Raw genomic sequence first — 13,639 nt, 5'->3', positions numbered from 1 at the left:
GAGCGATGAGCAGGCGCGCCAGGGTCCGGCGCCGGGGCGGACGCGCGCGCGGCGGCGACCGGCTGCCTGCGCACGGCACTGCGCGGATCCCCGCACCGCGGCCGACGGCCGCTCCTGCGCGGCCGGGAACCCGCGGCTCGGCCGGCGACTGGGTCCTGCTGCCGGGCGGCACCTGGCGGCGGGTCGAGACGATCCGGGTACGCCACCTGTTCGGCTGACGGACGATTGGCAGCAGACAGCAGACGGCTGACGGCTGACGGCTGACGGCTGACGGCTGACGGCTGACGGCTGACGAACGCCGGGGGCGACCTCTGCCCGGCCGACGACGCCAGGGGACGCCTCTGCCCGGCCCGCCCCGGACGAAGCAGGCTGAGGCCCGGCCATGAGACTGGTGGCCGTCTCAGGGCAGGAGCCGCTGCTCCTTCGCCACGGCCACGGCGCCCGCCCGGGTGTCCACGCCGAGTTTGTCGTAGATGCGCCGCAGGTGGGTCTTGACCGTGGCCTCGCTGATGTACAGGGCCCGGGCGATGGCGTGGTTGGGCAGGCCCTGGGAGAGGTGGGCGAGGATCTCGCGCTCGCGCGGTGTGAGAGCGGGGCGGGGGTTGCGCAGACGGGCCATGACGCGGTCGGCGACCGGGGGTGAGAGAGCGGGGCGGCCCTGCGCGGAGGCGTGGATCGCGGTGAAGAGGTCCTCGGGGCGCTCCGCCTTCAGCAGATAGCCGGTGGCGCCGGCCTCGATGGCACGGGTGACGTCCGCGTCGGTGTCGTACGTCGTCAGGACCAGGACATGCGGGGCCGGTGCGAGGGTGCGCAGCCGGCGGGTGGTTTCCACGCCGTCCATTCCGGTGCCCAGGTGCAGATCCATCAGGACGACGTCGGGCGTCGCCCTGCGGGCCAGGGCCAGCGCCTCCTCACCGCTTCCGGCCTCGCCGACGACGTCGATGTCCGGCGCGCTGTGCAGGAGTGCCAGCAGTCCGGCGCGCACGACGGCGTGGTCGTCGCAGACCAGGATGCGGACGGGACGGCTGCCGGTCGGATCGGGTGTGCCGGTCATCTGGGCTCCAGCGGGATCGCGGCCGACAGGGCGGTTCCTTCGCCCGGCGCCGACTCGATGGTCAGGGTGCCGCCCAGCTGGCGCAGGCGGGCCCGGATGGCAGGCAGGCCGTGGCCGCGTTCCCCGCCTTCCGGGGCCGTGGTGGTGTCGAAGCCTCGGCCGTCGTCCGTCACGTCCAGGACGATCTGGTCGTCCAGACACGTCAGGGTCAGGGTCGCCGTCGTGGCGCCGGCGTGTTCGCGGACGTTGGCCAGGGCGCCCTGGGCGATGCGCAGCAGGGCCGATTCGACGGGGGCGGGCAGCGCGGCGGGCGGGGTGCCCTCCGTGTGGACGCGGACGGTGAGCATGGGCGTGGTCTCGCGCTCGGCGACCGCGCGCAGGGCCCGGAGCAGGCCGTCGCCGTCCGCGAGGTCGGCGGGGGTCAGGTCGTGGACGAAGCGACGGGCCTCGGCGAGGCTGCGTTCGGCGATCGTCGCCGCCGTGCGGACATGGTCGCGGGCGGTGTCCGGGGCGCTGTCCCACAGGCGGTCCGCGGCCTGCAGGAGCATCCGCTGGCTGGACAGGCCCTGGGCGAGGGTGTCGTGGATCTCGCGGGCCAGCCGCTCGCGCTCGGCGAGGGTGCCCTCGCGGCGCTCGGTGGCGGCCAGGTCGCGACGGGTGCGGACCAGATCGGCGATGAGGGCGTCACGGCGGGCCGACTGACGTTGCATGACGACGTAGACGGTGGTGGCCACGGCGGCCACGGCCGGGGGCGCGAGCAGCACGTTGGGGTCCGGCCAGCCCGCGAGGCTCAGCTGGGCCGCCACAGCGAGCGCGGTCAGCAGCGCCACCAGCGGGATCGCGGCGCGCGCCGGGAGGGTGCGCAGGCCGGTGTAGAAGAGCGGCACGGCGCACCAGGCGAAGCTCGGTGCCAGGACCACCAGCAGCGCCCACGTCGCCACCACCAGGCCGAGCCAGGTCAGCCGGCGCAGGGTGGGGCGGGGTCCGAGGACCGGACCGAGCAGGTACAGCACCGCCAGCAGCACGGAGAGGCCGATGATCCAGGGGGTGCGGGGGCCCTCGGCGTGCCGGGCGAGGTAGCGGGCGAGGGAGGCGGCCAGCAGCACGAAGAACGCCGTGTGCATGACGACGGTGAGGGCACGGGTGTCGTCGCGTTCGGGCGTGGCCACGGGTGGCTCCTCCCTCATCCGGTTCCCTCTCATCATCGCGCTGAACTGGGCAAACACCCTCCATTGTTCCCTGGCCCGCAGCCTCGGGGGTCATCCGATCGGATGACCCCCGAGACCACCGATCCGTCGAGGGGGAGCCGCCGGATCCGGGCCGAGGATCGGTACGGGAGCCAGCCGGCCCCCGGATTCCGTGCCAGAAGGGTGCTCGTCATGCCGAGCCGCAAGAAGCCGTCCCGCCGTACCCGTGTCCTCGCCGCAGGCGCCGTCCTTGCCGTCGTGGGTGCCGGGGTCGTCGGAACCGTCGCCGCCAGTGCCGCCGATTCCGCCGGTACGACGCCGGCCGCTGCCGTGGCCGCCCGCAGCGGGAACCTGACCGAGACCCGGCACCTCACCCTCGACGCGGCCACGAAGGCGGCGCAGGCCGCCATGGACACCGCCGAGAAGGACGGCCGGCAGGTGTCGGTGGCCGTCGTCGACCGCAACGGCAACACGCTGGTCACCCTGCGCGGCGACGGTGCCGGCCCGCAGTCGTACGAGTCCGCCGGGCGCAAGGCGTTCACCGCCGTGTCCTGGAACGCTCCCACGTCCGAGCTGGCCAAGCGGCTGGAGCAGGCGCCGGCCCTGAAGGACATCCCGGGCACGCTGTTCCTCGCGGGCGGCGCTCCGGTCACCGCCCAGGGCGCTCCGGTGGCGGGCATCGGCGTCGCGGGCGCCCCGTCCGGCGACCTGGACGAGCGGTACGCACAGGCGGGGGCGGCGGCGCTGGGCCGCTGAGGCCCACGCCTGCCACTGCCACTGCCCCGGGCGCGGCCGCGACCAGTGCCGCTGCCCCTGCCCCTGCCCCTGCCCCTGCCCCTGCCCCTGCCCCTGCCCGGAAATAATCCCGTACTCGGCGAAGGCGTCCGGGCACGGCGAAGGCGTCCGGGGCTGCCCATGCGGGCCGCCCCGGACGCCTTCGGGGATGGATCAGACGAGGTCGAACCGGTCGAGGTCCATGACCTTGGCGAACGCGGCGACGAAGTCCTTCACGAACTTCTCCTTCGCGTCGTCGGAGGCGTAGACCTCGGCGAGCGCGCGCAGCTCGGAGTTCGAGCCGAAGACCAGGTCGGCACGGGTACCGGTCCACTTCACCCGGCCCGTGGCGGCGTCCCGGGCCTCGAAGGTGGTCTGGTCCTCGGACGTCGACTTCCACGTCGTGCCCAGGTCGAGCAGGTTGGCGAAGAAGTCGTTCGTGAGCGTGCCGGGCCTGTCGGTGAGGACACCGTGCTGCGAGCCGGCGCGGTTGGCGCCCAGGACGCGCAGGCCGCCGACGAGGACGGTGGTCTCGGGGGCGCTCAGGGTGAGCAGGTTCGCCCTGTCGAGCAGCAGGTACTCGGCCGGCAGGCGGTTGCCCTTGCCCACGTAGTTGCGGAAGCCGTCCGCGATCGGCTCCAGCGCCGCGAAGGAGTCGGCGTCGGTGTGCTCGTCGGTCGCGTCGACGCGGCCCGGCGTGAAGGGCACCTCCACCTCGTGGCCGCCGTCCTTGGCGGCCTTCTCGACGGCGGCCACACCGCCGAGGACGATCAGGTCGGCCAGGGAGACCTTCTTGGCGCCGGAGGAGGCGTTGAACTGCTGCTGGATGCCCTCCAGGACGCGCAGCACCTGGGCCAGCTCGTCGGGGTCGTTGACCTCCCAGCCGCGCTGCGGCTGCAGGCGGATGCGGGCGCCGTTGGCACCGCCGCGCTTGTCGCTGCCGCGGAAGGTGGACGCGGACGCCCACGCGGTGGAGACCAGCTGGGACACGGTCAGGCCCGAGTCGAGCAGCTTGACCTTGAGGGACGCGATGTCCGCGCCGTCGATCAGTTCGCCCTCGCGCTGCGGCAGCGGGTCCTGCCACAGCAGCGTCTCGGCCGGAACCTCCGGGCCGAGGTACAGGGACTTCGGGCCCATGTCGCGGTGGGTCAGCTTGTACCAGGCGCGGGCGAAGGCGTCCGCGAACTCCTCCGGGTTCTCGTAGAACCGGCGGGAGATCGGCTCGTAGATCGGGTCGAGCTTCAGCGAGAGGTCGGTGGTGAGCATCGTCGGGCGCTGCTTCTTCGACGGGTCGAAGGCGTTCGGGACGACCTCCGGTGCGTCCTTCGCCACCCACTGGTTGGCGCCGGCCGGGCTCTGGGTGAGCTCGTAGTCGTACTCGAAGAGGTTCTTGAAGAACCCGTTGCTCCACTGGGTCGGGGTGGTGGTCCAGGTGACCTCGAGGCCGCTGGTGATGGCGTCCTTGCCGACGCCCGTACCGTAGGTGCTCCGCCAGCCCAGGCCCTGCTGCTCCATCGGGGCGGCCTCGGGGTCGGCACCGACGTTGTCCGCGGGGCCGGCGCCGTGGGTCTTGCCGAAGGTGTGGCCACCGGCGATGAGGGCGACCGTCTCCTCGTCGTTCATCGCCATGCGGCGGAACGTCTCACGGATGTCGCGGGCCGCGGCGATCGGGTCCGGGTTGCCGTTGGGGCCTTCCGGGTTGACGTAGATGAGGCCCATCTGGACCGCGCCGAGCGGGTTCTCCAGCTCACGGTCGCCGGTGTAGCGCTTGTCGTCCAGCCAGGTGGTCTCGGGACCCCAGTAGACGTCCTCCTCCGCCTCCCAGACGTCCTCACGGCCGCCGCCGAAGCCGAAGGTCTTGAAGCCCATCGTCTCCAGGGCGACGTTGCCGGTGAGGATCATGAGGTCGGCCCAGGAGATGCTCTGGCCGTACTTCTTCTTGACCGGCCACAGCAGACGGCGGGCCTTGTCGAGGCTGGCGTTGTCCGGCCAGCTGTTGAGCGGGGCGAAGCGCTGCTGGCCGGCGCCGGCGCCGCCGCGGCCGTCGCTGATGCGATAGGTGCCCGCACTGTGCCAGGCCATACGGATCATCAGCGGGCCGTAGTTGCCGAAGTCGGCGGGCCACCAGTCCTGCGAGGTGGTCAGCACCTCGGCGATGTCCCGTTTCACGGCCGCGAGGTCGAGGGCCTCGAACGCCTCGGCATAGTCGAAGTCCTCACCCAGCGGGTTGGCCACGGCAGGGTTCTTCGCAAGGATCTTCAGGTTCAGCCGGTCCGGCCACCACTGGCGGTTGCCACCGCCCTGGGTCGGGTGCGGGGCACGCCCGTGCGCGACGGGGCAGCCGCCGCTCCCCTCCTCCGACTCCGCGTCTGCGACGATCGCGTCGTGGTTCTCAGTCATGGCAATCCTTCCGAACGTGACGGAACTCGGTGCTCAGGAACTGGTGCTCAGAAACTGCGGCCGGTGGAACAGTCGGGGCAGGTGCCCCAGTAGACGACCTCGGCCTCCTCGATCGAGAAGCCGCGGTCGTCGGACGCGGTCAGGCAGGGCGCATCGCCGACCGCGCAGTCGACGTCGGCGAGGGCACCACACGCCCGGCACACGACGTGGTGGTGGTTGTCGCCGACGCGTCCTTCGAACCGGGCGGGGCTGCCGGCCGGCTCGATACGGCGTATGAGGCCCGCCGCGGTGAGTGCGTGCAGGGCCTCGTAGACGGCTTGCAGGGAGATATGACCCACGCGGTCGCGGACCCCGGAGGCGATCGCCTCGACGCCGAGGTGGTCACCGTCCCGGACGGTCTCCAGCAGCGCGACGCGGGCGGCTGTCACGCGCAGGCCGACACCGCGCAGCTCCTCGGCGGTGCTCGGAGTCTGGGATGCGGTCATGACGCCGAACCTACCCTCATAAACACGAGGGATTCAAGAAAACGAACCATGCAATTCTGGCCTCGTGCCGCCGACCGGTGTTCGCCCGTGCGCAGCTTTGCCCCGCACGCGCATGGCCGAGCCCGGCCCGTGTTCGGCCGGGGCCGACGGGCCGGGCTGAGGGAACGGGGCGCGCTGACACGGACGCATCATGCGGCCGCACCGACCGCCGTGCCGCGCGCCGAGCCGGGGGATCCTCCCAACGGGTGAGCGCGATGCTCCGGGACCGGCCGGTCAGCCGCGGGCCGCCTCCCTCGCGTACCGCCGGGCCAGGGCGTGGAAGGCCTCCTTGGGTTCCCAGTGCCAGCCGGCGGCGGGGTCGAAGGGGCGCTTCTCGATGGGCTTGGTGACGGCGTAGCTCGCCATGTCGAGGTCGTGGCGGGGGTCGCCGGGCCGGTGCGGTGCGTCGGGGGTGACGAACTCGAACGCCATGGCCGCGTACAGACCCATCGAGGTGAAGACGTCGAGGAGCTGCATCAGATAGGCGGCCTGCGTCCGCTCGCTGCGGATCAGGTCACCCTTGATCTCCTGGGGGTCCTTGTCGCGGTCGACGACGTCCCAGCCCATGCCGGCGGTCTCGGGGGCGCCGACGTAGGCGCAGGTCCCGAACTCGGTGATCGCCAGCGGCTTGCCCCATCGCAGGTAGCGGCGCAGCTCCCGCACGTAGTCGGCGCGGCGGGGGAAGTAGGCGTAGTAGTCGATGCCGACGATGTCGAAGAGTCGCCAGTCGACCTGGTCCTCCTGGGCGGCCGCGTAGGCGAGCCGGCCGCGGAAGACGGAGCGGCCGACCGCCGCCGCCCTCGCCGTGAAGCGGTCCAGGCGGTGCTGCATCCTGACGGGGTCGACCTTGCCGTCCATCAGGTTCTGGATACGTTCGACGACCGTGTCGCCCGGGACGATGCCCGGCACGAGCAGCCAGAACTCGCAGCCCACGCTGAGGTCGACGCTCGCGCCCTGGCGGCGCAGCCGTTCCGCGAAGCGACCGGTCTCGGCGAGGTGTTCCAGGGTGTCGCGCTCGGAGGCGTCGGCGAGGGTCGGCTGGAGCCAGATGTGCAGGCCGCGCTCCGCGGCCTCGGCGGCGGTGGCCGTCAGCCGTTCGACGCCGTCGCCGGTGACGTCCACCGTGTCGGCGTGCAGTTCGTCGCGGATCACACGGATGTCCCGGCGCATCCGTGCGGTGTGGAAGCCGGTGGCCGGTGTCTCGCCCTCGCCGACGGTGTAGACGACACCTCGGTGGCGCAGTCCGTGGCGCTGCTCGGCCGCCGCGGCCGTGCCCGCGGGCAGCAGCGTCGCGGCGAGCCCGGCGGACGCCGCCCCGGCCAGGAACTGTGCGCGGTTGATTCCGTTGGCCCGATGCGTACGGTCATGGATCCTCTGCATACGGCCACCCTGGCGTCACGGGCCCTGCCGGCGCCGTCCCCCGATGGTCTACGGCCGAGCGCCGAAGGGAGCGGATCGGGCGGCGAAAGTCGCGGCCGGTGGCGCGGCCGGCCCCGGGATTCGGCCCCCGGCCGCACGACGGGACCGCGGCGGGCCGGGCGTCAGGGCCGCTCGCGCTCCACCCGGGGCGGGAGGGGAAGCCGGAAGACCATGCGGTCGGTCCCGGGGCCGTCGTAGTCGTGGACGGGTCCGGTGACCGTGAATCCCAACGCGGTGTGGAAGGCGACGGAGCGCCGGTTCTGCGGCGAGGTGACCGCCTTCACCCGAGTACGGTGCTCCGCCGCCGCCAGTTCGAAGAATCCCTGGTAGAGGCGTCTGGCCAGCCCTTCCCCACGGGCTCGCGGCGCCACCCCGACGAAGTGGACGTACGCGGTGTCGGACTCCGCCGGGGACATCAGCCCGATGAGGAACCCGGCGAGGCCGACGCCGTCCTCGGCGATCAGGCTGGTGCGATGGAAGTGGTCCAGGAACAGCCGGGGCAGCACCGAACGGATCGGCCGCTCCCACCATTCGTCGACCACCGCGATGATGCGGTCGTAGTCACCCGGTTCGGCAGGCCGCACGCGCGCTCGCTCGCTCATGATCACGAATCATCGCAGCGCGCTCGCCGCCCGTCCACGGCCGAAGGCCTCCGGAGGACGGGCACGAAGGGCTTGAAGGACTTACACGGCTTGCACGGCTTGCACGGCTTGACGAGCATGTCGTATTCGCGCCCGGAAACGTCTACTTCGCCCGGTTCCGGCGCCGGGCGGGCGGTCAACAGGCCCCGTCGCTCGTACGGGTGCATCGCGTCGGTCCGTCCGTGGCATAGCGCGGACCGCGTCGTTCGGCAGCAGTGTGATGTTTGCACATTGATGTGATTGAGACGGGCCGAACGGGCAACGCTCCCCTTCATGCTCCACGCGAAACTCCTGCGGCAGGTGATTGGATGACGACGGCGACGACCCGGGCGAACCGGACGCCGCCCACACGGACCGGCACGGCCACTTCTCCGGGACGGTCCTCCCCGACCGCCGCCCTGCCCTCCCTGCCGTCCCTCACGGGGCTGCGCTGGATGGCTGCCCTGCTGGTGTTCGGACTGCACGTCAACAACTTCGGCTACTTCGGAGGCGGCGCCGGGCGCATCGTGTTCTGGGGATTCGGCGCCGGTGCCACGGGAGTGTCGTTCTTCTTCGTGCTGTCCGGTTTCGTGCTGACCTGGTCGGCGCGGCAGCAGGACCGCGCCTTCGCCTTCTGGCGACGGCGCATCGCGCGGATCTACCCGGTGCACCTGGTCACCCTGGCCGTCGCACTCCTGATGACGCTCACGCTGACACACCAGGGGAACCCGACGCCCCGGCAGACGCTGGCCAACGCCCTGCTGTTGCACTCCTGGTGGCATCCCTGGTGGCAGACGCTGAACCCGGTCAGCTGGTCGCTGGCGTGCGAGGCGTTCTTCTACGCCTCCTTCCCGCTGCTGATCCTGCTGCTGCGCAAGCTCGGCGCCCGGGGCTCCACGGTGCTGGGCGGGGTGTCGGTCGCGGCGGTCCTGGTGCTGGCCTGGGCGGACGCCCACCACTGGCTGACCCAGTCGCTGTACTCCTTCCCCGCCGCCCGCCTCCCCGAGTTCGTGCTGGGCGCCGTGACGGCCCGGCTGGTACTGGTCGACCGATGGCGCGGGCCCGGCCTGGAGGCGTCGCTGGCCCTGGCGATCATCGGCTACTTCCTGGTCCCGCAGGTCACGCCCGGCTATTCCGCCACGGTCTGCACGCTCGCCGGGTTCACCCTGCTGATCCCGGCGGCGGCCGCCGCGGACCTGCACGGGCTGCCGTCCCTGTGGCGGCACCGGTGCCTCGTGCGTCTGGGGGAACTGTCGTTCGCCTTCTACATGATCCATCTGCTGGTCCTGCGCGCGGGCACGAACCTGCTGGGGACCAAGCCGCACTTCGGTGTCCTGGCGGGCGTGGCGGTCACGGGCATCGCCTTCAGTCTGTCCCTGGGGCTGTCCTGGGTCCTGTACGAGGCGGTGGAACGCCCGGCCAGACGGCTGCTGCTCCGCCGCCGGGCGGCCGGCGGGTCCGGCCGGCAGCTGGAGTCGGTGCCCTCCAGCCGGGTGGCACCCGCCCCGGGCGCCACTGAACCGGCCGGTCGTACACGCGACTGAGCAGGCCGGTCGTTCGCGTGACTGAACAGGCCGGTCGTTCACGCGACTGATCCGGTCGGCCGTTCGCGCAAGACCGAGGTGATCACGCGCCGCCAGCCCGCTCCGCGGCGGTCGTCGTCCGGCCGGGGGGCGCCGAGCAGCAGGGGGTCGGCCCGGGCGAAGGGCCGCGAGGCCTGTCGGCAGGTCCTGGGGCTACGGCTGCAGGGCAGGCGTGTTCCTGATGAAGCTGTCGAACCCCGCCGGGGGGCGCCCGAGCAGCTCGGCGAGGTCGTCCGTGGCCCGGTCGTACCGGTTCTCGGCGTGCAGCCGCGCCATCGTGGCGATGTGGTCGAAGACGTGGGGCGGCAGGCCCAGCTTCTTGAGGTCGTGTTCCAGCCACTCCTCGTACGGCACGTCGACATAGGTCACGGCACGGCCCAGAGCGGCGGAGAACTCGGCCGCGACGGCGTTCATGTCGCGGGAGTACGCCCCGGTCAGTTCGTAGACCCGGCGGGACGGTTCCGTCGGGTCGAGCAGGAGCCGTGCGACGGCCTCCGCCACATCGCCCGCGGCGACCGGCGAGGTCCGGGCGGAGCCGAAGGGGAGGCGGATCGTGCCGTCCCGCAGGATCGAGGCGACCGCGACCTGGGCGAAGAGCGGATTCTCCATGAACACGGTGGGCCGGACGTGGACCGCCGGGGCGCCGGACCAGTCCAGGACGTGCTCGGCCAGCCAGTGCAGCCGCTGGTGCCGGGACTCGCCGCTGCTGGTGAGGTCCATCTGCGAGACCGTCATCTGGGACATGCTCACCAGCAGGTCGAGGCCGTCGCCCTCGCGGACGGCCGCCGCGACCGTCGTCGAGGCCTCCAGGTACGCGGGTGACACGCCCATCCCGAAGTAGGCCCGGCGGCAGCCCGCCAGCGCCTCCACCACGTCGGCGCCGCGGGTGAGGTCGCCGACCACCACCTCCACGCCGGCCATGGCCCGCAGGGCCGAGGCCCGTTCGTCGTCGTGGTGCACCAGTGCCCGGACGGGCACGCCCTGCTCCCGCAACCGGTCGAGGACCGTTCGCCCGACTCCGCCCACGGTGCCGCCGACGCCGGTGACCAGCACGGGGTGAACATGCACGGCGATCGCCTCCTGCCTCCGATACCGGAACATCCGGTCCATTCGGGACGATCCCACCCTAAGCACTGCCCACCGGCTCACCTGCGCAGCTGGCGCCGTGCGGCGGCGAGGAACACCACCGGCCTACGGGCGCATCCGGTCCCCGGCCATCGCCAGCAGCGCGGCGTGCGTCTCCTGGTCGGCGGCCACGATCAGCCCGCCGGCACCCGTGTGCAGGGGCAGGCCGTCGATGCCGGTCACGGTGCAGCCGGCGGCCCGGCACAGGGCGATGCCGGCCGCGAAGTGGACACTGTCGCGCAGGTCTCCGTCGGTGACGTACGCGGCCCGGCGGCCCGCGGCCACCCAGGCCACCGCGAGGGTCGTGGAGACCACCCGGGGCCGGAACCGCCGACCGAAACCCGGGTCGGCCAGGAGGCGCACGGCACGGAAGCCGGGGGCGTTCGGGAACGGCGGGTCGAGGTTGACGTCCACCAGGGCGGATTCCGCCGAGGGAACCAGATCCTCGTCCGTGTCGCCGAGCCGGACCCGGGCCTGCTGCCCGTCGGTCCAGAACACCTCGCCGCTGAACGGGTCGGCGGTCGCGGCCGCCGTGATCTCGCCGTCCACCCGCAGAGCCACGTTCACCCCCACCAGCATGTTCCGCACGGCGTAGTTGAGGGTGCCGCACAGCGGGTCGACCAGCCATCGGCGCGGCGCCGCAGCGCTGCCGGTGCTGCCGCTCTCCTCTCCGGTCACGGCGTCGTCGGGCCGCGCTCCACGCAGCACGTCGACGATGGCCTGCTCCGCCGCGAGGTCGGCGGCCGTCGCGAAGTCGCCCGCGGACTTCTCGAAGCGGGCCAGTGAGCCTCCGTACATGGCGCGTACGACGTCCGCGCCCGCCCGGGCGGCCCGCAGGGCCAGTTGGGCGTCGGACTCCTCGTGGGACTGCCCGGTGGGCTGCCCGATGGAGAGCCCGGCGGACTGCCCCGTGGGCTGCCTGTTGGCCTCCCCGCCGGACTCCCAGCCGGACTCCCCGTCAGTCTCTCCGTCGATCTCCCCGTTGCTGAGCTGCATGCGGCCAGCATAGGAGGCGGGCCCGCGCGGGCGGCGGGCCCGGGTTCGGCTATGGCCTGCGGGCCTTGCCGGTAGGGGTGAAGGACAGGCTCTGTTCGGCCGCGGTCCGGCCACCCCCGACCGAACTGCCACTCCTGTCGGTCCAGTTGCGTGGCGCGGTGGTCTCCACACGATGGGCCGTTCCCTGGGACAGCGCGAGGACGAGACCGCTGTAGCGGTTGACGAGACGGCAGGAACCGTCACCGGAGGCGCTGCGGATCACGAACCACTGCTGGCCGGCCGCGGGTCCGCCGGCCGGTGCCGCCGTGAGGGCGGGCCGGGCGCCCCAGGCCCTGCCGCTGGTGGAGGCGGAGTTGACGCCCAGCAGACGCCCGCTCGCGGCGTTGGCGACGGTGAAGGCGCCGTCGCCCGTGGGGGTGAAGGTCCACGACTCCCGGGCGGAACCGCTGGGCGACGCGAGCGAGGTCGTGGCGGAGCCACCGGAGGCCTGGGCGAGGACGCGGCCCGTGCCGGAGGTGATGCGGTAGCGGCGGGTGGTGTCCACCGGCGGGGCGGCGCGGCGGGCGGAGTCGACGGTGACGTCGACGTATTCGCCGGAGGCGTCGTGGGAGCAGCCGAAGGCGCAGTAGGAGCGGAAGGTCCTGCCCACGACACTCGAACTGGTGCGGTTGGCGGGGTCGAGGAACCAGCGGTACCAGGAGGCGTTCGTGTAGCCGCCGGTGTCGCCGATCAGGCGCCACTTCTGGGAGGCCAGGTCGTCGGTGGCGTAGAAGTACTGCGGTGAGTCGCCGCTCTGGTCCACGGCCTGCGGTTCGCCGATGTACAGGCCGAGGTAGGCGTCGTAGGTGATGTTCATGACGAACAGCGGTGAGGTCGGGGGCATCGTGCCGGCCGCGATCTGCTCGGCGGCGGTGCCGGCGTTGGCCGGGTCGTACTCGCCGGACACGGGGGTGTAGCCGGTGGGGTGGTCCGTGTCGACGGGAACCATGTTGCTCTCCCGGCCGCCGGTACCGGGCTGGGACCAGGTGCCGTCGTACCACTTGCGCCAGGAACCCGGCGCCATCTTCGCGGAGATCGGGGAGCGGGCGACGTGCTCGTAGAACGCCTTCCAGCCGCCGTTCTTGTCCACGATCCGGGAGCCGTAATACACGTAGAAGTAACCGGAGGCGGTGTCCGCGAAGAGGCGCTGGTCACCGTCGCCGTAGGAGTAGGTCTGGTGAGGGAAGGCCGTCGTGTCGCCACGCTTCGTGCTGTACGGCGACGTGATGACGTGGTCCTTGATGGTCCAGGTGTGGCCCCGGTCGGTGGAGACCGCGTAGTCGATGGCGTCGTAGTGCAGTCCGTCGCCGAAGGGCTGGGGGGTGAACTCGTTGTGCACCAGGCCGTACCAGTCACCGGTGTCGGGGTCGACCCACACGCCCGACAGGTCGCAGTAGTTCTTCTGGGCGTAGCCCGAGCCGGCCGGCGGGTACGTCGCCTCGCGGCCGGTCGGGCTGTTGTTGCACCGCCAGGTGGTGTCGTCGTTGCGGTCGTCGGCATTGGCGGGGTCGACGGCCTTGCTGAGCGCCTTGTCGAAGGTGGCGCTGTCGAAGTCCTTGCCGGTGTAGAAGTCCCAGATCCGCGGGTCCTTGGCGCCGTAGAGGGCGGCGGACTGCTGGTAGTGGAAGGTGCCGTCCCGGTCGAGGTACGGGACGGCGGGGGTGTCCGTGGGGTGGGTGAACGGCACGGGTGTCCCGACGGTCACGCTGTAGGCGGCGTCGGTGGTCGCGGAGACAGCGGGGGCCGGGGCCGCGGTGCCGCTGCCCAGGGCCAGGGCCGAAGCGACGGCCGCGGCCATGGCGCCGCCTGCTCTGCTCAAGAGTCGCACGGGTGCTCCTTGGTGCCGAAGGGCCGGTTGCACCCGAACGATCCGGCCCGGCGGTTTCCCCCGGCAATGGACTCCCCTGCTCCGCCTCTT

General features: G+C 72.3%; 12 protein-coding genes. 3 read left to right on the top strand and 9 right to left on the bottom strand.

Annotation, left to right across the window (positions count from 1 at the left end; all coding sequences use genetic code 11):
• The first annotated feature begins 5 nt into the window (after window positions 1–5).
• The gene (locus ACFZCP_RS20435; protein ID WP_391428523.1) at window positions 6–218 is read left to right on the top strand and encodes a hypothetical protein; all 213 of its coding nucleotides are present in this window, start codon (window positions 6–8) and stop codon (window positions 216–218) included.
• Window positions 219–400: 182 nt separating this feature from the next.
• Here the strand turns inward: ACFZCP_RS20435 and ACFZCP_RS20430 are convergent, their stop codons facing one another.
• Together ACFZCP_RS20430 and ACFZCP_RS20425 are read right to left on the bottom strand one after the other, a co-directional pair.
• Window positions 401–1,054, bottom strand: a complete 654-nt coding sequence (locus ACFZCP_RS20430; RefSeq protein ID WP_362700196.1) for a response regulator transcription factor — start codon at window positions 1,052–1,054, stop codon at window positions 401–403.
• Window positions 1,051–2,241 carry a histidine kinase gene (locus ACFZCP_RS20425; RefSeq protein ID WP_391428520.1) on the bottom strand — a complete coding sequence of 397 codons (1,191 nt, stop codon included), beginning with the start codon at window positions 2,239–2,241 and terminating at the stop codon, window positions 1,051–1,053. Before ACFZCP_RS20425 ends, ACFZCP_RS20430 begins: the two co-directional genes overlap by 4 nt.
• Window positions 2,242–2,433: 192 nt before the next feature.
• Between ACFZCP_RS20425 and ACFZCP_RS20420 the strand changes: the two genes are divergently transcribed.
• The gene (locus ACFZCP_RS20420; protein ID WP_391428518.1) at window positions 2,434–2,997 is read left to right on the top strand and encodes a heme-binding protein; all 564 of its coding nucleotides are present in this window, start codon (window positions 2,434–2,436) and stop codon (window positions 2,995–2,997) included.
• Window positions 2,998–3,189: 192 nt separating this feature from the next.
• Here the strand turns inward: ACFZCP_RS20420 and katG are convergent, their stop codons facing one another.
• From katG to ACFZCP_RS20400, 4 genes are all read right to left on the bottom strand, one after another.
• Entirely contained in the window at window positions 3,190–5,415 is a 2,226-nt protein-coding gene (gene katG, locus ACFZCP_RS20415) for a catalase/peroxidase HPI (RefSeq protein ID WP_391428516.1), read from the bottom strand.
• A 47-nt stretch (window positions 5,416–5,462) separates the two neighbouring features.
• A complete protein-coding gene (locus tag ACFZCP_RS20410) occupies window positions 5,463–5,900 on the bottom strand; it encodes a transcriptional repressor (RefSeq protein WP_391428514.1) in 438 nt (145 codons plus the stop codon).
• A 273-nt stretch (window positions 5,901–6,173) separates the two neighbouring features.
• Window positions 6,174–7,319 carry an abortive phage infection protein gene (locus ACFZCP_RS20405; RefSeq protein ID WP_391428512.1) on the bottom strand — a complete coding sequence of 382 codons (1,146 nt, stop codon included), beginning with the start codon at window positions 7,317–7,319 and terminating at the stop codon, window positions 6,174–6,176.
• A gap of 161 nt (window positions 7,320–7,480) precedes the next feature.
• Window positions 7,481–7,960: a GNAT family N-acetyltransferase gene (locus ACFZCP_RS20400; protein ID WP_391428510.1), complete on the bottom strand. Its 480-nt coding sequence runs from the start codon at window positions 7,958–7,960 to the stop codon at window positions 7,481–7,483.
• 347 nt (window positions 7,961–8,307) lie between these two features.
• On the opposite strand from ACFZCP_RS20400, the gene ACFZCP_RS20395 reads away from it, so the two are divergent.
• Window positions 8,308–9,522, top strand: a complete 1,215-nt coding sequence (locus ACFZCP_RS20395) for an acyltransferase family protein (protein WP_391428508.1) — start codon at window positions 8,308–8,310, stop codon at window positions 9,520–9,522.
• Window positions 9,523–9,714: 192 nt separating this feature from the next.
• Here the strand turns inward: ACFZCP_RS20395 and ACFZCP_RS20390 are convergent, their stop codons facing one another.
• The 3 genes from ACFZCP_RS20390 to ACFZCP_RS20380 form a co-directional block, all read right to left on the bottom strand.
• A complete protein-coding gene (locus ACFZCP_RS20390; protein ID WP_391428506.1) occupies window positions 9,715–10,629 on the bottom strand; it encodes an NAD(P)H-binding protein in 915 nt (304 codons plus the stop codon).
• 123 nt (window positions 10,630–10,752) lie between these two features.
• Entirely contained in the window at window positions 10,753–11,682 is a 930-nt protein-coding gene (locus tag ACFZCP_RS20385) for an inositol monophosphatase family protein (protein WP_391428504.1), read from the bottom strand.
• A gap of 49 nt (window positions 11,683–11,731) precedes the next feature.
• Window positions 11,732–13,549 (bottom strand): RICIN domain-containing protein, encoded by a 1,818-nt coding sequence (locus tag ACFZCP_RS20380; protein WP_391428502.1) that lies wholly within the window; start codon window positions 13,547–13,549, stop codon window positions 11,732–11,734.
• Between the last annotated feature and the right edge of the window lie 90 nt (window positions 13,550–13,639).

It is taken from the genome of Streptomyces sp. NPDC007971 (genome assembly GCF_042958635.1).
GTDB lineage: Bacteria > Actinomycetota > Actinomycetes > Streptomycetales > Streptomycetaceae > Streptomyces.
This window is presented reverse-complemented; position numbering and strand designations above follow the sequence as displayed.

What these genes read in the sequence shown, in the direction of transcription:
- katG (WP_391428516.1), bottom strand. Translation starts at nt 5,415, where the DNA reads ATGACTGAGAACCACGACGCGATCGTCGCAGACGCGGAGTCGGAGGAG.
- ACFZCP_RS20405 (WP_391428512.1), bottom strand. Translation starts at nt 7,319, where the DNA reads ATGCAGAGGATCCATGACCGTACGCATCGGGCCAACGGAATCAACCGC.
- ACFZCP_RS20435 (WP_391428523.1), top strand. Translation starts at nt 6, where the DNA reads ATGAGCAGGCGCGCCAGGGTCCGGCGCCGGGGCGGACGCGCGCGCGGC.
- ACFZCP_RS20395 (WP_391428508.1), top strand. Translation starts at nt 8,308, where the DNA reads ATGACGACGGCGACGACCCGGGCGAACCGGACGCCGCCCACACGGACC.
- ACFZCP_RS20410 (WP_391428514.1), bottom strand. Translation starts at nt 5,900, where the DNA reads ATGACCGCATCCCAGACTCCGAGCACCGCCGAGGAGCTGCGCGGTGTC.
- ACFZCP_RS20400 (WP_391428510.1), bottom strand. Translation starts at nt 7,960, where the DNA reads ATGAGCGAGCGAGCGCGCGTGCGGCCTGCCGAACCGGGTGACTACGAC.
- ACFZCP_RS20385 (WP_391428504.1), bottom strand. Translation starts at nt 11,682, where the DNA reads ATGCAGCTCAGCAACGGGGAGATCGACGGAGAGACTGACGGGGAGTCC.
- ACFZCP_RS20430 (WP_362700196.1), bottom strand. Translation starts at nt 1,054, where the DNA reads ATGACCGGCACACCCGATCCGACCGGCAGCCGTCCCGTCCGCATCCTG.
- ACFZCP_RS20420 (WP_391428518.1), top strand. Translation starts at nt 2,434, where the DNA reads ATGCCGAGCCGCAAGAAGCCGTCCCGCCGTACCCGTGTCCTCGCCGCA.
- ACFZCP_RS20425 (WP_391428520.1), bottom strand. Translation starts at nt 2,241, where the DNA reads ATGAGGGAGGAGCCACCCGTGGCCACGCCCGAACGCGACGACACCCGT.